Below are 19,130 nucleotides of genomic sequence, written 5' to 3'. Positions count from 1 at the left end.
AACGTGATGGCCGTCCGAAACGTCAGTGGTGGTCGAGAACGCGCGACGCCACCGCCGGAAGCACGTCCGTAACGTCCGCCCGACTGACCGTCGCCGCGACGTCATCGTGTGGCGTCCCGTCGAAGTTCACCACGTGGAGGTCGCCATCGCGTGCCGCCGTCACCGGGAGCGACGCCGCAGGCTCGACGGTGAGCGACGACCCGGCGGCGAGGAAGGCGTCGGCCTCACGGGCGAGCCGTCGCGCCTCGCCGAAGACCGGCGGGAGACGCTCACCGAACAGCACCACGTCCGGCTTGAGGAGGCCGCCACAGTCACAGCGCGGTGGCGTCTCGCCGTCGCGGACGCGCTCGCGGACGGCGTCCGTCGGCGTCGTCGTCCCACAGTCGACGCAGACGCTGCGCCGGGCGTTCCCGTGGATCTCCAGCAGGGAGTCCGTGCCGGCGGCCGCGTGCAAGCCGTCGACGTTCTGCGTGACCACGGCGGTGAGGACGCCCGCGTCCTCCAGTGTCGCGAGCGCGTCGTGGGCGGCGTTCGGCGCGACGGCGTGCGCGTCCCGCTCTCCCGCGTCGCTCGCGCGTCCGTCCCCCTCGGTTCTCGCGGCGTCGACACCGTACATCGTCTCGTGGAGTTCGAGGCGGTCCTCCCAGAAGCCGACCGGGTCGGCGCGGAAGCGCTCGATGCGGAAGTCGGCCGGGTCGTACTCGGCGTTCCAGACGCCGTCGTCGCCACGGAAGGACGGGACCCCGGATGCGGTGCTGACGCCCGCGCCCGTGAACGCGACCGCGGTGTCGGCGTCGACGAGCGAGTCGGCGATCCGGGACACCGCGTCCGCGTGCCCGGGGTCGGCGCGCCCCGCGTGGCCCCCGCTCTCGCCCATCAGTAGTCCGCGAGGAACGCCTCAATGCGGTCCATCGCCTCCCGGAGTTCGGGGAGCGAGCGCGCGTAGGAGACCCGGACGTGGCCCTCGCCGCCGTCGCCGAAGACGCGCCCGGGGACGACGGCGACCTCCGCCTCGCGCAGCAGTTCCTCCGCGAACGCCTCGTCGTCGCCCGGCACCGAGGGGAAGACGTAGAAGGCGCCCTGCGCCTCGAAGCAGTCCAGCCCCATCTCCCGGAAGCGCGAGAGGACGAAGCGCCGGCGGCGGTCGTACTGCTCGCGCATGTCCGCGACGGCGTCGTCACACGACTCGAGGGCCTCGAGCGCGGCGGCCTGCGCCGTCGTCGGCGCGGAGAGCATCGTGTACTGGTGGATGCGGTTCATGGCGTCGACCACCTCCGGGGGCCCCATCGCGTATCCCAGCCGGAGGCCGGTCATCGCGTACGCCTTCGAGAAGCCGTTGAAGACGACGGTGCGCTCGCGCATCCCCCGCTGGGTGGCGATGCTGTCGTGCTCGCCCTCGTAGGTGAGCGCGGCGTACACCTCGTCGGCGAGCACGAAGAGGTCATGCTCGCGCGCGAACTCCGCGACTTCCGCGAGGTGGGTCGCGTCCATCGTCGCGCCCGTCGGGTTGTTCGGGTAGCAGAAGACGAGGACGTCCGCGCGCTCGGCGCCCGCGCGCTCCAACGCGTCGTAGGTGAGGCGGAACTCCTCGCTCGCCTCGGTCGGGACGGGGAGGACCTCGCCCCCCGAGAAGGAGGCGTCCGGCCCGTAGGAGATGTAGGCGGGTTCGGCGACGGCGACGACGTCACCGGGGTCGACGAGCGCGCGCATCGCGAGGTCCATCGCCTCGCTGACGCCCGTCGTCACGAGGATTTCCTCCTCGGCGTCGTAGTCGTGGCCGTAGCGCGTCGCGTGCGTGGAGATGGCTTCGCGGAGGTCGCGTCGCCCCCGGTTCGACGTGTAGGAGGTCTGCCCGCGCTCGAGGGCCTCGATGGCGGCTTTGCGCGCGGGCCACGGCGCGCTGAAGTCGGGTTCGCCGACGCCGAGCGAGACGACGTCCTCCATCTCCTCGGCGATCTCGAAGAACCGCCGAATCCCGGAGGGCGGCGTTCGCTCGGCGCGCTCAGAGAGGTGGTGGCTCATGGCGAGTAGGAGAGCCGGTCGTCCTCCTCCCCGTCGCCGAACTCGATGCCTTCGGCCTTGTACGTCTCCATGACGTAGTGCGTCACCGTCTGCGTGACCTCGGGGATGGGCGCGATCTCCTCGGAGACGAAGCGCGAGACCGCGTTCATCGAGTCCGCGCGCACCTCCAGGGCGAAGTCGTAGTCGCCGCTGACGAGCTGGAACGCGGCGACCTCGGGGAACTTCGCGATCCGACGCGAGATGTCCTCGTAGCCCGTCTCGCGGTCGAGCTCGACGTTCAGCTCCACCTTCGCCTCGACGATGCCGTCGTCGAGCGCCGCCCAGTCCACGACCGCCGTGTACCCCCGCAGCACGCCCTCGTCCTCGAGGGCCTCGATGTGTGCCTCGGCCTCCTCGGGCGTGAGGTCGAGCTGTCGAGCGACGTCCTCGGGCGTGTACCGGGCGTCCTCGCAGAGCAGGTCGAGGACGCGTCTGCGGTCGTCGTCGTCCATACTCCCATGGTGGACGGGTCCGTTCTTAGGTCTGACTCTCTCGGTGGCGGGGGGCGTCGAGGGGAAGCGGTTCGGTCGGCACCGGACGGCTTTTGTGCCGTCCGCGCGCCCGTTCGAGCCATGTTCGTTCTGCACGCGACGTTCCACCTCGACCCCGAACACCGCGAAGAAGCCCTCGATGCAGTCAGAGAGCTCGTCGAGGCGTCCAACCGCGAGGACGGCGTCATCGACTACCGCGCCGGCGTCGACGTCCACGACGAGAACACGCTCCGGTTCGTCGAGCGCTACGAGGACGCGGCCGCGCACGCCGCCCACGAGGAGACCGACCACTGCGAGCGCTTCACCGAGCGGCTCCCCGACCTGCTCGCGGCCGACCTCGAAATGGTCTCCTTCGAGGTGGCCGAGGAGGCCGTCGACGAGTTCACCGTGGACGTCGAGGACGAGGACTGACCCACTACCGAGGCCCGCCACCTCGTCGCCGCGCGGCTCAGAGCCGCGTCGCCATCTCGACGTGCGGGATGCCGGCCTCCTCGAACGTCTCGCCGACCACCTCGTAGCCGCGCGCCTCGTAGAACCCGACGACGGGCGTCTGCGCGTGGAGGACGGCGCGCTCGTAGCCGGCCTCGCGGGCGTCGGCCTCGACGGCGTCCATCAGGTGCGCCCCCCAGCCCTCGCCGCGATGCGACTCGCGGACGGCGACGCGCTCGATTTTGGCCGTCGCGTCGTCGTGCTCGCGGTAGCGCGCGGCGCCCACCGGAGTCCCGTCGGCGTACGCGACGTAATGCGTGGCGGCCGCCTCGTGCTCGTCGACCTCCACGTCCTCGGGGACGCCCTGCTCGTCGACGAAGACGGCGTAGCGGACGCCGAGCGCGTCCGCGCGTTCGGCGTCGTCCTCGACGCGCGTGACTCCGTGCATGGTGTCGCGAAGCCGTCCCGGCGGGAAAGCGCTGTCTCCTCGCGAGCGTCTGCCCGCCCGTGTCGTCAGGAGGCGGGGCGCGGACGGACGCCGGAGGCGAGGGCGGCGTCAGCGGGCGGACGCAGAAAGGGACTTACGACGGCGGGCGCCACAGGGGAGGTATGGACACTGAGGCGCTGGCGTCCGTGCTCGAAGGCGAGGGGTTCTCGCCCTATCAGGCCCGCGCGTACGTCGCGCTCCTCGAACTCGGCTCCACGTCGGCGAGCGCGCTCGCGGACGCCAGCGACGTCCCCCAGCCCCGCATCTACGACGTCGTCCGGTCCCTCGAGGACGAGGGCTACGTCGAGACGTACGAGCGCGAGCACCTGCACGTGCGCGTCCCCTCCCCGGAGGGCGTCGTCTCCACGCTCCGCGAGCGCGTCGATGACCTCCGTGCGGCCGCGACGGAGGTCGAGAACCGGTGGACGCGCCCGGAACCACGCACCCACGAGGTGTCGGTGGTGTCGCGGTTCTCGACGCTGCGCAACCGTGCGGAGGCGTTCGTCGGGAGCGCCGAGCACCGCGTGCAGCTCTCCGTGACGCCCGCGCAGTTCCGCGACCTGCGCGCCGCGCTCGCGGGCGCCCACGAGCGCGGCGTCGCGGTCCAGCTGTCGATTCACTCCTGCTCCCGCGACGTCGTCACCGACCTCCCGCTCGAGTCGGTCGCGACGGAGGCGCGCTGGCGCGAACGCGAAGCCCCCTTCCTCGCCATCGTCGACCAGCACCGCGTCTGCTACGCCGAGCACGTCGGCTCGCCGCGCGAGTACGGCGTCGTCGTGAACGACCGGACGCACGCCGCCGTCTTCGTCTGGTACTACTTGAGCACGCTCTGGGAACTCTGGGAGCCGCTGCTCGAGGCCGACCGCGGGTACCCACGGACGTACGTGGACGTCCGGCGCGCCGCCCACGAGTTCGCCCCCCGCCTGCAGGCCGGCGCGGACGTGCTCGTACACATCGAGGGCCACCGCGTCGAGACGGGCGAGTACTGCGAGTTCGCGGGGCGCGTCGTCGACATCGCCTACGAGGGCCGCGACGACGAGGACGACGGGCCGCGCTCGCTCCAGAGCCTCGCGGGGCAGGCCTCGCTCGTCGTGGAGACGGACGACGGCGAGGTGACGGTCGGCGGGTTCGGCGCAGTGATCGAGGACGTCTCCGCCGAGCGCGTCGTCGTCGAGGACGTCGTCTGAGTCGGGGCTCCGACCTCGCGGCGAACAGTTATGTCGGTTCGGGAACTCCCACTAGGTGTTCGGAATGACTGATGTCGACAGTGCCGACGGGACGCTCGGGGAGTGCCCGAACTGCGGCGCGCGCATCCCGGAGAGCGCGGTGCTCATCGAGTACGAGGACGGCGATGGACGGTCGGCGTACGCCGACTGCCCGGAGTGCAGCGACGTCGTGAAACCCGAGTGAGGTCCGGCGGACCCACAACTGTTTGTGGCGGCCACGCCAACCGGAGAGTGAATGCCCTCGCGCACGCTCCTCTCCGTCTTCGTGGTGACCCTTCTCCTCGCGCCCGTCGCGTCGGCGCTCGCCGTGCCCGCGACGGCGACGGCGTCGGCACCCACGCCGGCCGCGCCGGCCGCCCACGGCGCCCCGGCGGAGAACGCGACGGTCGGCTACTTCGACGGCTACTGGTACGACTCGAACGTCACGGTGAATCAGGACGACGGGCTGAACGCGAGCGAGACGCACGCGTACGTCCGGCGGACGATGGCGCGCGTCGAGCACGTCCGCCAGCGCAACTTCGGGACGGCGGTGCCGGTCGACGTCATCTCGCGCGCGGCCTATCAGGCGAACCAGTCGAGCGGCGGGAGCGACACCGCGTACAGCCGGTGGAACCAGCAGGTCTGGGAGGCCGCGCTGATAATCGGCTCGGACACGAACCTCTCGGCGGCGACGCAGTCCTACTACTCGAACAACGTCCTCGGCTACTACTCGCCGTCCAGCGACGCGATCAAGATCGTCGTCCCGGACGGGAAGAACGCCCACATCGAGTACGCCACGCTCGCACACGAGCTCCAGCACGCCCTCCAGGACCAGCAGTACGACCTGACGAAGGCGAAGTACGGCGGCGAGACGCAGGACGCGCAGCTCGCGACGTCCGGGCTCGTCGAGGGCGAGGCGCGCTACGTCGAGTCACGCTACGAGGAGAAGTGCGCGAGCGGCGAGTGGGACTGCGTCGCGGGGCCGAGTTCGAGCGGTGACGGGGAGTCGAGCAACGACGGGAACTCGGAGTCCGACTCGCAGTCCGCGTCGGCGAGTCCGCCGCGGAGCCTCCAGTTCACGCTCTACTTCCCGTACGCGAGCGGGCCGGGCTACGTCGCCGACCTCGCCGAGCGCGGTGGCTGGGCGGCCGTGGACGACGCCTGGGAGCGCCCGCCGAACACCACGACGGAGGTGATTCACGGGACGGCACCCGAACGGACGGCCGTCTCCGTGGACCGCGACGCCGCGACGAACGGCTGGGAGACGTTCCCCGAGCAGGGTGTGAACGGGACGGACACGCTCGGCGAGGCGTCGGCGTTCGTCGGCCTCTGGTGGCAGAGCTACGAGTACGGCGCGGGCGCGGTCCCGCAGCGCGCGATTCAGGGCGACGGGGAGTACCGAACGCTCCGGTATAGCGCGGCGGCCACGACGGGGTGGGCGGGCGACGCGGTCCTCCCCTACCGGAAGAACGCGAAGAACGGCTTCGTCTGGAAGACGGCGTGGAACACGAGCGCGGACGCGAGCGCGTTCGCGGACGCCTACGTGCTCTCGCTGAAGGCGCACGACGCGACGAAGCGAAACGGCACGTGGGTCGTCCCCGAGGCGGACGGCTATCGGGGCGCGTACCGCGTCGTGCAGGACGGCGAGACGGTGACGGTCGTGAACGGCCCGGACGTCGCGGCGGTGACCGCCATCCGGCCGTCGCTCGCGGGCGCGGACAGCCCGAGTCCGACGACGACGTCGAGCGGCGTTCCGGGCGTCGGCGTGCTCGGTGCCGGCCTCGCGCTCCTCCTCGCGAGCGTCGCTCTCGCGCGACGGAGCTAGCGCTCGAGGGGGAGGCGCGTCGCGTTCGGGTTGTTCCTCGTCCGCTCGTCGACGAGCGGGAACCGCGTGAGATAGCCGTCGCGGAAGGTCTCGACGATGCGCCGCGAGCGCTCGGTGCCGTCGCAGGCGGCGTCGTGGGCGGCCCGGAGGCCGTCGCGGTCGGCGAGCGGGAGCATGCTGACGGTCGTCCCCTCCGGGGTGACGTCGAGGATGAGGCCAGCCTGCGGGAACGAGCAGACGGCGGGCGCGAGGAGTTCGCGGACCCGCCCGGCGGCGCCGACGGTTGGCCAGTGGGCGTGCCCGGAGACGACGAGCGGGACGGCGTGGTCGGCGAGGACGTCGGCGAGGGCGTCGGCGCCCTCGACGGTAGCGTGGGCCTCGATACCGACGGGGGCGGCGTGGCTGGCGGCGTCCGCGAGGTTGTGGTGGCAGACGACGACGGCCTCGCCGATGGCCGGGAGGACGGCGTCGAGCCACGCGAGCTGGTCGTCGGTGACGCGGCCGTGTGAGCCGTCCTCGACGGCGCTCGCGGTATCGAGGCCGACGACGTGGACGGAGCCGACGCGCCGGACGTAGGGGAGGACGCCGGGCGTGTAGCGCTCGCGGAAGGCGTGGACGCTCGGGGCGTCCCGGTAGCTCTTGGGGACGTCGTGGTTCCCGGGGACGCAGAGGACGGGTCCGTCGACGGTCGCGAACGCCGCGTCGATGGCGTCGAAGGAGTCGGGGCGGCCGTCGCGGGTGAGGTCGCCGGCGACGAGGACGGCGTCCGCGCCGAGGCGGCCGGCGACGAGGACGGCGTCCGCGCCGAGGCGGCCGGCGTCGTCGAGTGCGGTCCGCAATCTGTCGAGGGCGTGCTCGTGACACTTCCACGAGCCGGGTTCGCGCGCGACGTCGGCGTGGACGTCCGCGAGGACGGCGAGCGTCGTCTCCGGGCCGGCGGGTCGGGCGAGGCGTGCGAGGACGGGGCCGGGGCGCGGCGTCACGGCGACCACCGGTCGTGGCGCGGGCGCTCGGATGTGGGCATGGGCGCGCGTGAACGTGGACGCGCCACCGCCTTATTCCTGTCTACAAACAGATACGTTCGGGTACGGAGCCGTCCGTAGCGCCCGTGAGAGAGACGGGCCGTCGCGTCGGCCGTTGAGGGGGCGGTGAGCGTCGGTCCGGTCTCACGCCGTGCCAGATCTGCGGAGTCGGAGGGGGCGGCCTCGAGTTTCGCTACGACGGCACGGGTTCACCGGCGTCGAACTCGACGACGAACTCGAAGGCCTGCAGGCGGACGCCGTCGACGGCGACACGACACCCGGGGGTGGCTCGCGTCGCGTACCCATGGTAGCGCGACTCGCGGAACCCTTATCCCTCACACTCCCCTACGATGTGTTGTAATGGCAAGCGGTAAGGTTGACTTCTTCAACGACACGGGCGGTTACGGATTCATCGAGACTGACGACGCGGACGAGGACGTCTTCTTCCACATGGAGGACGTCGGCGGCCCCGACCTCGAAGAGGGTCAGGAGGTCGAGTTCGACATCGAGGAGGCCGAGAAGGGCCCCCGCGCGACGAACGTCACGCGCCTTTAAGTAGACGACTCAGCGCCCTCGCGGCGCAATCGACATTTCTTTCGACGCGACCCGGTGAGCGACCGCTCACGCGAGCGCCAACGCGTGACGCGCGCCGAGGCCCAGTCCGAGGACGCCGCCACAGAGCGCCACGCCACCGAGAGCGACGAGCGACGCGACCCCGACCCACCACGCGAGCGCGCTCGCGCCGACGCCGAGCAGGAGGCCGACGAGCGTCCCGGCCGCGAGGAGCGGCGTCGTCGCCCGTTCGAGACCCGCCGCCCATCCCGCCACCGGGACGAGGGCGGCACCGAGCACGGGTCCCAGTCCGACGCCGAGCGCGACCGCCACCCCGGCGTCGGACACCGGGGCTCCCGTGACCGCCGCTACGGCGCCGACCGACAGGCCGAGAAGCGTACCGAGCGCGAGACCGACACCGATGGAGCGCGACGCGGAGAGTGGCACGCTCGCGGGTGTGCGCGCCCGCCGAATAAAGCCACCCGGAACCGCCCCGCTCTTTGGTGTCGGGCGCGTCCCGACGCGTATGTCGATGGACTCACTCCCGTCCCGCCCGCTCACCATCGCGGAGGGCCGGGCGCTCCACCGCAGCGACGCCTTCCGGATGGTCGCGCCCGCGAGCGCGCACACCGCCCGCGACGCCGACGAGCGCCTCGTCTCCGCGCTCGTCCTCGTTCGCGACGGCATCGTCCACGGCGTCGGTTTCGACCTCGACGCCGACGAGTGGACGGTCGTCTACCGCGAATCCGTCGAAGGGATCGAGGACGCCGAAGACCACGCGCAGGCCGCGAACGAAGCCCTGCAGGAGTGGGCGGGGCACGAGGACCGCGAGTTCGAGGCCGTCGAGGAGTCCGGCGTCGAAGCCGAGGCCGGCGAGAGCGAGCGCGCCCGCGCGCTCTTCGAGCGCTACCGCGCCGCGACGGCCGAGTAGCTTTTTCCCACGCGCGCCCGAGCGACCGATATGACGCGCTATCTCCTCGCCACGGACTCCGTGCACACGACCGCTGCGGCCTGCGACTACCTCCAAGGACGCCTCACGAGCGACGACGTCGTTCGCGTCGTCGGCGTCAGCGAGTGCGGGTCGCGAGATGGTCACGAATCGCCGAGCGAGTCGGTAGCCACCCGGAACGCTCCGCGCTCCGGTGATGCGGCCGACGCCGTGAACGTCGCCACCGCTCGACTCGCCGTGCCCGACGTCGAAACCGCGGTCCGCGAGGGCGACCCGCTCGCGGAGCTCCGCGACGAACTCGACGCCGGCGACGTCGACGAACTCGTCCTCGGCGCCCACCACCCCGGGGCGGGCGCGGAAGGCGGACTCGGGAGCACCGCCGCCGGTCTCGTCGGGCACGTCGAGGTTCCGTGCGTGGTGCTGCCGCCTGTAGGTCTCGAGTAGCGTCCGGCGTACTCCGTACGAAGCGACACGCGGACGGGACACCGGGCGGCCGATTCCCAGATCACGCGTCCGACGACGCGTCGCCACACGACGGCTATCGGGTTCGGCCCACGGGCCGGTCTGGAGACACCGGCGGTGGCGAGCGGCGACGTCTCGCGGAGTGATGGCGCCCTCGCTCGCGCTCAGTTGTCGCCGTCTTCCTCGCGTCTCGCTCCCACAGCTCGCTCGCGCTCGGTAAGCGGTGACTCCCTACCGGTCGTCACCGTTCTCCTCGAAGTCGAGCGCGCACGAGTTGATGCAGAAGCGCTTGCCCGTCTCGGTGGGGCCGTCCTCGAAGACGTGCCCGAGGTGGCCGCCGCACTCGGCGCAGACGACTTCGGTCCGCACCATCCCGTGGCTCGTATCGCGGCGGAGTTCGACCGCGCCCTCGACGGCGTCGTCGAAGCTCGGCCATCCCGACCCCTCGGAGTCGAACTTCGTCTCCGAGTCGAAGAGCACGGCGCCACAGCCCGCACACCGATACGTGCCGTCGTCGTCCTTCCCGATGAACTCGCCGGTGAACTTCGCCTCGGTCCCCTGCTCGCGGAGCACCCGGTACTCCTCGTCGGTCAGCACCTCGCGCCACTCCGCGTCCGTCTCCGGGAGGTCGCTCGTCTCGGTGTCGCTCATACCCTCAGAAAGGCACGCGGCGCGTATAGGCGTGGCGTCGCGTCACTCGCGGAGGCGCTCGCGCCAGCGCGGCACCGCGCGCCGATAGAGCACGACGCCGACGACACCGAGCAGGAGGCCGACGAGCGCGAGGCCGGTCGCGGGGAGCGCGCCGAGCGGCGCGGCGACGAAGCCGACGACGAGGACGGGGACCAGCGGGACGACGACGGCGAGCGTGAACGTCGCGAACAGCACCGTGTCGAAGAGGAACTCGTTGGGCTGGAAGCCCGCGAGCGCCACCGTCAGTCCGAACAGGTACGCTTGGAGGCCGACGAGGAGGACGAACCCACAGAGCGCGTCGAGGACGGCCGCGCCCCGCCAGAGGACGGCGCCGGCGTAGAAGGCGACGCCGACGGGTACGCCGAGGACGGCGAACGCGCGGGCCTTCGCGCGGAAGACGTCGCCCGCGTCGATGGGGAACTGCGCGTACGTCTCGAGGCTGTCGAACTGCGTGAGCCAGTTGTAGGTCGTGAACGCCGTCAGCCCGAGGATGGAGCCGAACGCGACGCCCGGGAGGACGGGGAGGCCGACGAGGCCGCTCGCGAGGTCGACGAGGAAGGCGCTCACCGCGAAGAGGATCCCCGCGGAGAAGAGCACCTTCCAGTAGCCGCCCGCCGAGCGCTCCACGTCCAGCATCGTCTTCACGAACACCGGGTCGTCCCACGCGGGCGCCCGCCGCCGCCACGCGCGGAAGCCGTTCCCGACCGTCCGCGCCGGTGGCTCGTACTCGGAGTCGTAGGTGACGGCGGCGACGCCCGCGAGCAGGAGGGGCGGGAGGGCCGCGAGCGCGACGCTGCGGACGCCGGGCGCGACGAACACCGCGTACGGCGTCGCGTCGCCGACCGGGTAGCCCGCGAGGAACGCCGCGACGACGCCGGCGGCGCCGACGAGCGCGAGCGCCTTCCCGGGTCGCCCGCGTGACGCCAGCGAGACGGCCGCGAGCGTCCCGAGGAGACCGAGGACGAACGTCCACGTGAGCGTCACCCAGAGGAGCGGGAGCGAGGCGAGCGGGAAGAGCGGCGCGCACGCGACGCTGATCGGGAGCACGAAGAGCACCGCGTAGTAGACGGCGTCCTTCACGAGGAACGCACCGAGGAGGAGGCGCTCGCTCACCGGGAGCGTGTGCGCGCTGAAGACGACGAGCGTCACGTCGCCGAGGAGGTTGCGCATCGCGTCCTGCCCGAGCAACCCCACCGTCCCGGTCTGGAGGCCGAAGAGGAGGACGAGCACGTGTACGCCCGCCACCACCGCCCCCGCGTCGGTTCCGGTCGTCCCGAGCGCCCACGTCGTCAGCGCGCCCGCGAGCGCGAGGAAGACGGGGAAGGCCGCGAAGCGCCGCCCGCCGAAGAGCTCGCTGTGCAGACGCCACTCCTCGCGGAACATCGCCGCGAGCACCGTTCGCGCCGTGCTCATCGGTCGTGCGCTCCCCCCGAGCCTGTCGGGCCGTCGACCGACGCCGCGCCGTCGCCGACCTCACGGAGGAAGACGTCGAGGAGGCGTTCGCCCTCGCCCAACTCGGCGGGACGGCGCGTCGCCACGAGGTCGCCCTCGCGGACGATGCCCACGCGGTCGCAGAGCTCGGCGGCGACGTCGATGTCGTGCGTCGAGAGGAAGACCGTGTTGCCGTCGTCGCGATAGGACTCGAGGAAGCGCTTGACGGTCTCCTGCACGATCGGGTCGAGGTTGACGAGCGGTTCGTCGATGAAGACGAGGTCGGGGTCGTGGAGGAACGCGCCCGTGATCATCACCTTCTGCTGTTGGCCGCGCGAGAGGTCAGTGTTCAACGTGTCGAGCTTCTCGCGGAAGGAGAGCCGAGCCGCCCACGTCTCGACGCGCTCGGAGAGGGCGTCGTCGTCGATTCCCCGGACGCTCGCGACGAAGTCGAAGTACTCGCGCGGCGTCATGAAGCTCGGTGGCGACTCCTGCTCGGGGAGGACGCCGATGCGCTCGCGCACCCCGACCGGGTCCTCGACCGGGTCGACGCCGAGGACGGACGCCGACCCCGCGTCCGGGCGGAGCTGGCCGGTGAGAATGCGGATGGTCGTGCTCTTGCCCGCGCCGTTCGGCCCGAGCAGCGCGAAGAGCTCGCCCGACGGGACGTCGAGCGTCAACCCGGCGAGCGCCGTCAGGTCGCCGTAGGACTTGCGGAGGTCCGCCGTGGCTATCGCGTTCACGTCACCCCCGTCGCGTGCCGCCGCCAAATAGCTCCGCGTCGCGACACGTCTCGAAGGCGTGCCACCCGGGTTTTTGTCCGCCGCGCACGCAGGGGACGCGTATGGCGATTCCCGGCCCCCTCGCGGTCGCTCGACGGCTCTCCGGCGCGCTCGTCGGACGGCCGCGCGCCGCGCTCCGTCCCTATCTACACGAGTCGTACTCGGAGGACCCGGCGCTCTTCGAGGAGGCGATGACGATCGCGAGCGGTGCGGGGTCGTTCGCCCTCCTCTCGCTCTGCGCGTTCGTCACCCTCGTGGTCGTCGCGTGCTACGCGCTCTGCTACCCCGTCCTCGTCGGCTTCGCTCGGCTCGCGGGCGCGCTCCGGGCGGGCGTCGGGCGCTGACCTGACTCACGAGTGCCCGCCCGCGTCCTCGACCGCGTCCGTCGCGAGCGTCGCCATCGCGCGCCGGATGCGCTCGGAGGCCGCCTGCCGCGAGACGCCGAGGGCGTCCGCGATGTCCGCGAGCGACGCGTCGCGCGGCACCGCGAAGTAGCCCGCGTCGAGCGCCGTCGCCACCGTCTCGTACTGCTTCTCCGTCAGGCCGTCCGCGTCGCCGTCCGCGTCGCCGTCCCGCTCCGAGTAGAGCCGGCGGACGGAGACGTCGACGTCGCGCTCGACGAGGCGCGCGCGGAACGTGCGGAGCGCGTCCCGGTCCGGGAAGCGGATGCGGGTGTCGATGCCGTCGGACGTCGCGCGGACGTCGAGGCGCGCCGCGCCGACCGCGACCGTCTCGCGGTAGAGGACGACCGGCGCGTCGGCCGCCACACAGACCCGATAGAGTCGGCGCTCGCCGAAGTCTTCGAGACACCGGACGTCGCCGACCGTCGCGTCGTCGCGCGCCGCGCGCTCGAAGGCGTCGAGGTCACCGCCGCGCGCCCACACGAACAGCGCCGGGCGATCCGCGTCGGCCGCCATCGCGGACTCCACCTCCAGCGTCGTCTCCGGTGCCGCACCCAGCGCCGAGACGAGCGGCAGGTCCGGGCTCGAGAGCCGGAGTTCCGCGATGAGTGTCATCGCCGGCAGTACTATGTCGACGGACAAGAATTCGACGGTTGACACCGTGACGCCGGGCGATCCGGCCACGCCCCGACGTGCGCGCGACGCGAGGTTCATCTTTTTACGGATCGACGCTGAATCCGAGCACAGATGGATTCCGTTCGCGCCATGACGTACAACGTCCGCGTCGACACGCCCGAAGACGCTGCGAACGTCTGGCGCCACCGGCGCGACGCGGTCGCCTCGACCGTCCGCTATCACGCACCCGACGTCGTCGGCCTGCAGGAGCCGCTCGCCGCGCAGCTCGACGACCTCCGCGAGCGCCTCGATGGCTACCGGTTCGTCGGCCAGTCCCGCGCCAGCGCGGAGGCCGCCGGCGAGTACGTGCCCGTCGGCTATCGCGCGGCGCGCTTCGAGGCCGTGGACTCCGAGACCTTCTGGCTCTCCGAGACGCCCGGTATCGAGGGGAGCGTCGGCTGGGACGCCACCCACCCGCGCGTCTGCACGCGCGCCACCCTCCGCGACCGCGAGAGCGACGAGACCGTCGTCGTCTTCTGCGTCCACCTCGACCACGAGGGCCGCGAAGCGCGAAAACGCGGCGCCGAACTCGTCCGCGAACGCGCCGTCGGCGTCGAGTCCGGGCGCGTCCTCGTCGTCGGCGACTTCAACTGCGAGGCCGGCGACCCGCCCCACGACCTGCTCGCGTCATCCTTCGACGACGCGCGCGCCGTCGCGCCCCACGACCACGGCCCGAACACCTCGCGGACCGACTTTCGGGACCTCATCGCCGACTGGACGATCGACCACGTCTTCGTCGGCGACGACTGGACCGTCGAGAGTCGGGCCGCCTGCAGCGACCAGTACGACGACGGACGCTACCCCTCCGACCACCTCCCCGTCGTCGTCGACCTCTCCTAACGTACATCCCGGCGGCGCTCCACTGTCCCGCGTATGCAGGAGTTCGACCTCGTCGTCATCGGCTCCGGATCGGGCCTCGACGTCGCCGCCGTCGCCGCACAGCAGGGACAGGACGTCGCCGTCATCGAGGACGGCCCCGTCGGCGGGACCTGTCTCACTCGGGGCTGTATCCCCTCGAAGATGCTCATCCACCGCGCGGACGTGAAGCAGACCGTCGAGTCCGCGGACGAGTTCGGCATCGACGCGCGCGTCCACGACGTCGACTTCGACGGCATGGTCGCCGAGGTGAACGGCCACGTCGACGCCGACAGCGACTCCATCCGTCGCGGCCTCGAATCCGCACCACAGCACACCCTCTTCGACGACACCGGCCGCTTCGTCGACGAGCGCACCCTCGACGTCGGCGACGCGACGGTTCGCGGCGAGAAGGTCGTCGTCGCCGCCGGCACCCGCCCCGCCGTCCCCGACATCGACGGCCTCGACGCGGTCGAGTACTGGACGAGCGCCGACGCCCTCCGCGCGAGCGACCCGCCCGAGAAACTCGTGGTCGTCGGTGGGGGCTACGTCGCCGCCGAACTCGCGCACTACTTCGGGGCGTTCGGCAGCGACGTCAGTATCGTCGGACGCGCCGACACGCTCCTCCCGGACGAGGACCCCGCCGTCGCCGCGCAGTTCACCGAGCGCTATCGCGAGCGCTTCGACGTCCACACGGGCTCCGAGGCGACGCGCGTCGAAGCCGACGGTGGCGGCGACGGCGACTCGGTCGTCCTCCACGCCGAAGCCGATGAGGAGGAAATCGCCGTCGCGGGCACCCGCCTCCTCGTCGCCACCGGCCGCGTCCCGAACGCCGACCGCCTGAACGTCGAGGCCGCCGGCATCGAGACCACCGACGACGGCTTCGTCGCGACGAACCGCTACCTCGAGACGAGCGCGCAGAACGTCTGGGCGCTCGGCGACATCGTCGGGCGCTACCTCTACAAGCACGCCGCGAACCACGAAGCGAGCACCGTCATCTCGAACGCCCTCCGCGACCAGCGCGACCCCGTCGACTACACCGCGATGCCCCACGCCGTCTTCGCCTCGCCGCAGGTCGCCGGCGTCGGCTACACCGAGGACGAACTCCGCGAGGAGAACCGCGAGTATCGTCGGCGGCGCTACGACTTCGCGGACACCGCGATGGGCCTCGCGATGGGCGACCCGCCCGGGTTCGTGAAGGTGCTCGCCGCCCCCGACGGCGACATCCTTGGCACGCACGTCGTCGGCCCGCACGCCTCACAGCTGATCCACGAGGTCTGCGTCGCGATGCGCGCCGGCACCGGCACCGTCGCCGACATCCGCAACACCGTCCACGTCCATCCCGCGCTCAACGAAGTCGTCCAGCGCGCGTTCGGCGGCCAGTTCAGCCGGCCCGAGCGTCAGTGACGTTCAGGTGCTCGACGGAGACGTGGAGGTAGGAGATCGACGCCGGCGGGTCCTCGAGGGCACTCACCGTGTCGGGGAGCGACGCGCCGGCCGCGTGGTCGTAGTGGACGTGCGCCCCGTTCGCCAGCTCTCGGACGTTCCCCACCAGCGCACCGTAGACGTGGACGCCGCTCTCGACCGTGATGGTCGCGCCGGCCTGATCGCCCCCGCCGGGCCCGTAGACGATACCCGTGTAGCCAACGCCGTTGTGAAACGTCACAGCACTCGATGGCAGTGGATAGAGCCAGAAGCGGGTCGCGTCGTCGCCCGGGACGCTCACTCGTCCACCGCCGGTCACGTCGACGTCACCCGTAACGTAGACGTCGCCGCGCCCGGGACCGGTGACGCTGAGCTTTGCGCCGTTTGCGAGGTAAAAGTCGCCGTCGACGACGAGCGTGACGTCTCCATCCGTCGTGTTCAACTCGACGTCGTGCCAATCCGGGTTGAACCCCGAGAGGTAGTAGGTGCCCGCCGGAATCGTGCACGGATCGTCGTCGCAGTTGAGCGTCGTTCCGTCTATCACGCTCACGTCGCCGTTGTCGTTTCGCGAACGTGCCTCGTCGACCATCGTGCGTACCGCGCCCGCCGTACTCGCCGGCTGTAGCGGCGTCGCTCCCGAGGAGAGCGTTCCGACGGATCCCCCACCGGTCACCGTCGGACGCGACCCGCCGTAGTGAACGGCCCCCGTTACCGTCGACCCCCCATCGATGGTCGCCGTCCCTCCGACGGTGAGGTTGCCACGGAGATGTCCGCCGTTCGAGAGCGCAATATTCCCCGCGATGGAGACACGCCCCGTCTCGGCTTTCGTCGCTACGTAGTCCCCCTCCCGGGAATCGTAGCCGTCGATGTCAGCCCCTCCCTGAAGCGTCGTGCCCGCCGCCCCTGAAATAACCCCGGCCTCTACCGGCGTCTGCGGCGGCGGGTTCGTCAGCGTCAGCGTCGTCGTCCGCTCCGTTTCGTCCACCGACACCGTCCCGTCGGTCCGCTCCCGGAAGTACGTCGCCCACCCCTCGTAGTACGGCCCCGACACCGTGACGTTCACGCGCATCCCCGTGAACGGATTCGAGTGGTTCCCGGTGGGGAACACCCGAACGGGGTCGCCGCCGCGTCGGACGAGGAGGTCGCTCCCGCTCGCGGCGCCGTGCACCGTGACGACGGGGAGCGTCAGCGTTCCGTCGGTGTAGTGGACTTCGGGCGGCGAGACGACCTGGCCGTCGCGCCAGACGCCGCCACCCTGATACGCGACCTGTCGGTCGCCGCGCGAGAAGACGACGGCGCCGAGCGACTCGTCCACGAGCGTCTCCGGGGTCCCCGTCGAGAGGTTCGTCACCGACACCGTCAGTCGGCCGGCGTCGGAGACGCGGACACCGCGATCCGTCCCGCCGAGGTCGACGCGGCGCGCGTCCGAGGAGCCGAGTGCGACCTCGCTCGCCGCCGAGTCGAACTGCGAGAGCGAGTTCTCAGCCTGATTGACCGCGACAGCGTCCGTGGACGAGGAGATCGCCCCGTAGCCGAGCGTGACGGTCGCGCCCACGACGAGGAGGGTGAACCCGAGGAGGAGCGCGACGCCCACGACGGACGACTGCGCGCGGGACTGGCTCATGGGGAGAACCGTGGACGGCCACGGGCAAAACCCTCTCGGTCGTTTCACCGCCGAGAACGCCCGAATACCGGATACACTCAGTCGCCGTATCAGCGCAAAATTCCCTCCGTCGGTGCGTGAGCGCGTCCAATCGGGAGCGGGCGCGTCCCCGTTCCGTGCGCGGTTCCGGCGCCTCAGACGTCGGCGGGCGTGTCGAAGTCGTGGTAGTGCTCGCCCTTCTCCTTCGAGAGGATGTTGAGCGCGGCCGCCGCGCCGTCGCCCGCGGAGATGACGGCCTGCCACTCCTCCGCGCGCACCATCGCGCCCGTGGCGTAGACGCCCGTCACGGACGTCTCCATCGTCACGTCCGCCTCCACGACGCCGTCCTCGTCGAGGGCGCACCCGAGTTCCTCGGCGAGGTCACGGTTCGCGCCCGTCGCGAGCACGACGTAGCTCGCGGTGTGCTCCTCGCCGTCCGCGGTGACGACGAACGCCTCACCGTCGCGCTCGACGGCCTCGACCTCGGTGTCCTCGTGGAGCGTCGCGCCGTGGTCGGCGGTCGCCTGCTCGCGCGCCCGCTCGAGGAAGACGTCGCCGTCCATCGAGCGGATGCCGAGGTAGTTGAACAGGTGGGCCTTGTGGAGCCACGTCCCGTCCCCGTCGAACGCGACGGTTTCGAGGTCGTTCTTCGCGCAGAAGAGCGCGGCGCTGAGGCCGGCGGGACCGCCGCCGACGACGATGACGTCTGCATCACTCATACTGTGCCGTGCGTTCGCACGACGCATAAAACCACACGGCGGCGCGCGTCTATTCGACGTGTCGGCGAAGCGCCCGATGGCGATACCGGAACGCCGCCTCGAACCCCGCCTTCGCGACCTCGTCCGCGACGGGCGAGAGCGGCCCCGTCGGCGTCCGGTACTCGATGCGGTCCCGGCAGAGCGTCCGGCCGCCTTCCGCGTAGAAGAGGTGGGTGTGCTCCCACTCCGGGAACGGCCCCGCCACCATCGCGTCCCGGAAGTAGGCCGTCCCGCCGTCGCGCTCGCGCGCCGTGATCTCCGAGACCGTCCGTTGGGGCGGGCCGACGCCGAAGGGACGGACCGAGAGTTCGAGACGCGACCCGACGTCGAGGACGTCCGGATCCGGCTCGCCGTCGGGGCCGACGATGCGCTCGACGCGCAGGTTCGCCCACCGCGGCGTCAACGCCACGAGACCGTCCGCCCGGTCGTGGAACGCCCAGACCGCGTCCAGCGGCGCCGATACCCACGACTCGTGTTCGAAGGTCGCCATACGATGAGGAGACGCGCCTGCGTCAAAACGTCTCGGATGGGGGTCCTACTTCAGTCGCTCCTGCAGGAACGAGGGGTGTGCGGCCGTCACACCGTCGATGCCGAGGATGGAATCGCTGATGACGTCGCCGAGGGCGTTCCCGTCCGCCGCGCGGACCTCCGCCATCAACATGTGGTCGCCCGAGGACGTGTAGAGCGACCGCACCGACTCGAGGTCGATGAGGTCGCGCGTCGCCTCCACGTAGCGCTCGGACGCGACGTCGATGCCGACCATCGCGATCGACTGCCCGGAGAGCTTCTTCGGGTCCACCTCGGCCGTGTAGCCGACGATGACGCCCGTCTCCTCGAGTTCGTTCACGTACTTGCGGACGGTGGGCTTCGAGACGTTCGCGCGCTCGGCGAGTTCGGAGTACGACGCCTGTGCGTCCTCCTCGAGCGCCGCGAGGATTCGTTCCTCCGTCGATTCACTACTCACGACACTCTCTTTGGTACGAGAGAA

24 protein-coding genes are annotated in these 19,130 nt (G+C 71.3%); 10 read left to right on the top strand and 14 right to left on the bottom strand.

The features are described 5' to 3' along the window. Positions 1–22 precede the first annotated feature (22 nt). Genes IEY12_RS00220 through IEY12_RS00210 form a run of 3 tightly spaced genes read right to left on the bottom strand, consistent with a single transcriptional unit; the run spans position 23 to position 2,513 of the window. Positions 23–877 carry an SIR2 family NAD-dependent protein deacylase gene (locus IEY12_RS00220; RefSeq protein ID WP_188876399.1) on the bottom strand — a complete coding sequence of 285 codons (855 nt, stop codon included), beginning with the start codon at positions 875–877 and terminating at the stop codon, positions 23–25. Next, the gene (locus IEY12_RS00215) at positions 877–2,022 is read right to left on the bottom strand and encodes a pyridoxal phosphate-dependent aminotransferase (RefSeq protein ID WP_188876397.1); all 1,146 of its coding nucleotides are present in this window, start codon (positions 2,020–2,022) and stop codon (positions 877–879) included. Before IEY12_RS00215 ends, IEY12_RS00220 begins: the two co-directional genes overlap by 1 nt. Continuing rightward, positions 2,019–2,513 carry an Lrp/AsnC family transcriptional regulator gene (locus IEY12_RS00210; RefSeq protein WP_188876395.1) on the bottom strand — a complete coding sequence of 165 codons (495 nt, stop codon included), beginning with the start codon at positions 2,511–2,513 and terminating at the stop codon, positions 2,019–2,021. The genes IEY12_RS00215 and IEY12_RS00210 overlap by 4 nt, the downstream gene beginning before the upstream one ends. A gap of 120 nt (positions 2,514–2,633) precedes the next feature. Between IEY12_RS00210 and IEY12_RS00205 the strand changes: the two genes are divergently transcribed. After that, complete coding sequence (locus tag IEY12_RS00205) at positions 2,634–2,963, top strand: putative quinol monooxygenase (RefSeq protein ID WP_188876393.1); 330 nt, start codon at positions 2,634–2,636, stop codon at positions 2,961–2,963. Positions 2,964–3,000: 37 nt separating this feature from the next. Here IEY12_RS00205 and IEY12_RS00200 read toward each other — a convergent pair whose 3' ends face one another. Further along, positions 3,001–3,429 carry a GNAT family N-acetyltransferase gene (locus IEY12_RS00200; protein WP_188876391.1) on the bottom strand — a complete coding sequence of 143 codons (429 nt, stop codon included), beginning with the start codon at positions 3,427–3,429 and terminating at the stop codon, positions 3,001–3,003. A 161-nt stretch (positions 3,430–3,590) separates the two neighbouring features. Between IEY12_RS00200 and IEY12_RS00195 the strand changes: the two genes are divergently transcribed. The 3 genes from IEY12_RS00195 to IEY12_RS00185 all read left to right on the top strand — a co-directional run bounded on the left by IEY12_RS00195 (position 3,591) and on the right by IEY12_RS00185 (position 6,498). Then, positions 3,591–4,655: a TrmB family transcriptional regulator gene (locus IEY12_RS00195; protein WP_188876389.1), complete on the top strand. Its 1,065-nt coding sequence runs from the start codon at positions 3,591–3,593 to the stop codon at positions 4,653–4,655. Between the two features lie 64 nt (positions 4,656–4,719). Beyond that, positions 4,720–4,878 (top strand): DUF7837 family putative zinc-binding protein, encoded by a 159-nt coding sequence (locus IEY12_RS00190; protein WP_188876387.1) that lies wholly within the window; start codon positions 4,720–4,722, stop codon positions 4,876–4,878. Between the two features lie 51 nt (positions 4,879–4,929). Beyond that, the gene (locus IEY12_RS00185) at positions 4,930–6,498 is read left to right on the top strand and encodes an Hvo_1808 family surface protein (RefSeq protein WP_188876385.1); all 1,569 of its coding nucleotides are present in this window, start codon (positions 4,930–4,932) and stop codon (positions 6,496–6,498) included. Here the strand turns inward: IEY12_RS00185 and IEY12_RS00180 are convergent. Next, the gene (locus IEY12_RS00180; RefSeq protein WP_188876383.1) at positions 6,495–7,481 is read right to left on the bottom strand and encodes a metallophosphoesterase family protein; all 987 of its coding nucleotides are present in this window, start codon (positions 7,479–7,481) and stop codon (positions 6,495–6,497) included. The genes IEY12_RS00185 and IEY12_RS00180 overlap by 4 nt on opposite strands. A gap of 399 nt (positions 7,482–7,880) precedes the next feature. On the opposite strand from IEY12_RS00180, the gene IEY12_RS00175 reads away from it, so the two are divergent. After that, entirely contained in the window at positions 7,881–8,075 is a 195-nt protein-coding gene (locus IEY12_RS00175) for a cold-shock protein (RefSeq protein WP_123076672.1), read from the top strand. Positions 8,076–8,141: 66 nt separating this feature from the next. Here the strand turns inward: IEY12_RS00175 and IEY12_RS00170 are convergent, their stop codons facing one another. Then, positions 8,142–8,519: a hypothetical protein gene (locus IEY12_RS00170; RefSeq protein WP_188876381.1), complete on the bottom strand. Its 378-nt coding sequence runs from the start codon at positions 8,517–8,519 to the stop codon at positions 8,142–8,144. An 85-nt stretch (positions 8,520–8,604) separates the two neighbouring features. Between IEY12_RS00170 and IEY12_RS00165 the strand changes: the two genes are divergently transcribed. Then, entirely contained in the window at positions 8,605–9,003 is a 399-nt protein-coding gene (locus IEY12_RS00165; RefSeq protein ID WP_188876379.1) for a DUF7964 domain-containing protein, read from the top strand. A 30-nt stretch (positions 9,004–9,033) separates the two neighbouring features. Beyond that, complete coding sequence (locus IEY12_RS00160) at positions 9,034–9,465, top strand: universal stress protein (protein ID WP_188876377.1); 432 nt, start codon at positions 9,034–9,036, stop codon at positions 9,463–9,465. Positions 9,466–9,714: 249 nt separating this feature from the next. On the opposite strand, the gene msrB is transcribed toward IEY12_RS00160, so the two are convergent. Genes msrB through IEY12_RS00145 form a run of 3 tightly spaced genes read right to left on the bottom strand, consistent with a single transcriptional unit; the run spans position 9,715 to position 12,347 of the window. Beyond that, entirely contained in the window at positions 9,715–10,134 is a 420-nt protein-coding gene (gene msrB, locus IEY12_RS00155; RefSeq protein WP_188876375.1) for a peptide-methionine (R)-S-oxide reductase MsrB, read from the bottom strand. Positions 10,135–10,176: 42 nt separating this feature from the next. Further along, complete coding sequence (locus IEY12_RS00150; protein ID WP_188876373.1) at positions 10,177–11,586, bottom strand: hypothetical protein; 1,410 nt, start codon at positions 11,584–11,586, stop codon at positions 10,177–10,179. Then, complete coding sequence (locus IEY12_RS00145) at positions 11,583–12,347, bottom strand: ABC transporter ATP-binding protein (protein WP_188876371.1); 765 nt, start codon at positions 12,345–12,347, stop codon at positions 11,583–11,585. Before IEY12_RS00145 ends, IEY12_RS00150 begins: the two co-directional genes overlap by 4 nt. A gap of 101 nt (positions 12,348–12,448) precedes the next feature. Between IEY12_RS00145 and IEY12_RS00140 the strand changes: the two genes are divergently transcribed. Then, on the top strand, positions 12,449–12,730 hold the full coding sequence (locus IEY12_RS00140; RefSeq protein ID WP_188876369.1) for a hypothetical protein: 282 nt from the start codon (positions 12,449–12,451) through the stop codon (positions 12,728–12,730). 6 nt (positions 12,731–12,736) lie between these two features. Here IEY12_RS00140 and IEY12_RS00135 read toward each other — a convergent pair whose 3' ends face one another. Next, positions 12,737–13,402: a helix-turn-helix domain-containing protein gene (locus IEY12_RS00135; protein WP_188876368.1), complete on the bottom strand. Its 666-nt coding sequence runs from the start codon at positions 13,400–13,402 to the stop codon at positions 12,737–12,739. Positions 13,403–13,534: 132 nt separating this feature from the next. On the opposite strand from IEY12_RS00135, the gene IEY12_RS00130 reads away from it, so the two are divergent. Together IEY12_RS00130 and IEY12_RS00125 are read left to right on the top strand one after the other, a co-directional pair. Then, a complete protein-coding gene (locus IEY12_RS00130; protein ID WP_229870790.1) occupies positions 13,535–14,302 on the top strand; it encodes an endonuclease/exonuclease/phosphatase family protein in 768 nt (255 codons plus the stop codon). A gap of 33 nt (positions 14,303–14,335) precedes the next feature. Continuing rightward, a complete protein-coding gene (locus tag IEY12_RS00125; RefSeq protein WP_188876366.1) occupies positions 14,336–15,724 on the top strand; it encodes a dihydrolipoyl dehydrogenase in 1,389 nt (462 codons plus the stop codon). Here the strand turns inward: IEY12_RS00125 and IEY12_RS00120 are convergent. The 4 genes from IEY12_RS00120 to lrpA1 form a co-directional block, all read right to left on the bottom strand. Beyond that, a complete protein-coding gene (locus IEY12_RS00120) occupies positions 15,702–17,366 on the bottom strand; it encodes a DUF7289 family protein (RefSeq protein WP_188876364.1) in 1,665 nt (554 codons plus the stop codon). The genes IEY12_RS00125 and IEY12_RS00120 overlap by 23 nt on opposite strands. Positions 17,367–17,539: 173 nt before the next feature. Then, entirely contained in the window at positions 17,540–18,103 is a 564-nt protein-coding gene (locus IEY12_RS00115) for an FAD-dependent oxidoreductase (RefSeq protein ID WP_188876362.1), read from the bottom strand. A 49-nt stretch (positions 18,104–18,152) separates the two neighbouring features. Continuing rightward, positions 18,153–18,632, bottom strand: a complete 480-nt coding sequence (locus IEY12_RS00110) for an SRPBCC family protein (protein ID WP_188876360.1) — start codon at positions 18,630–18,632, stop codon at positions 18,153–18,155. Positions 18,633–18,677: 45 nt separating this feature from the next. Continuing rightward, positions 18,678–19,106, bottom strand: coding sequence for an HTH-type transcriptional regulator LrpA1 (gene lrpA1, locus IEY12_RS00105; RefSeq protein WP_188876358.1), 429 nt, complete (start codon positions 19,104–19,106; stop codon positions 18,678–18,680). Between the last annotated feature and the right edge of the window lie 24 nt (positions 19,107–19,130).

It is taken from the genome of Halarchaeum grantii (assembly GCF_014647455.2).
Classification (GTDB): domain Archaea; phylum Halobacteriota; class Halobacteria; order Halobacteriales; family Halobacteriaceae; genus Halarchaeum; species Halarchaeum grantii.
Note: the sequence above shows the minus strand (reverse complement) of the source record. Positions and strands in the feature narration are given on the sequence as shown.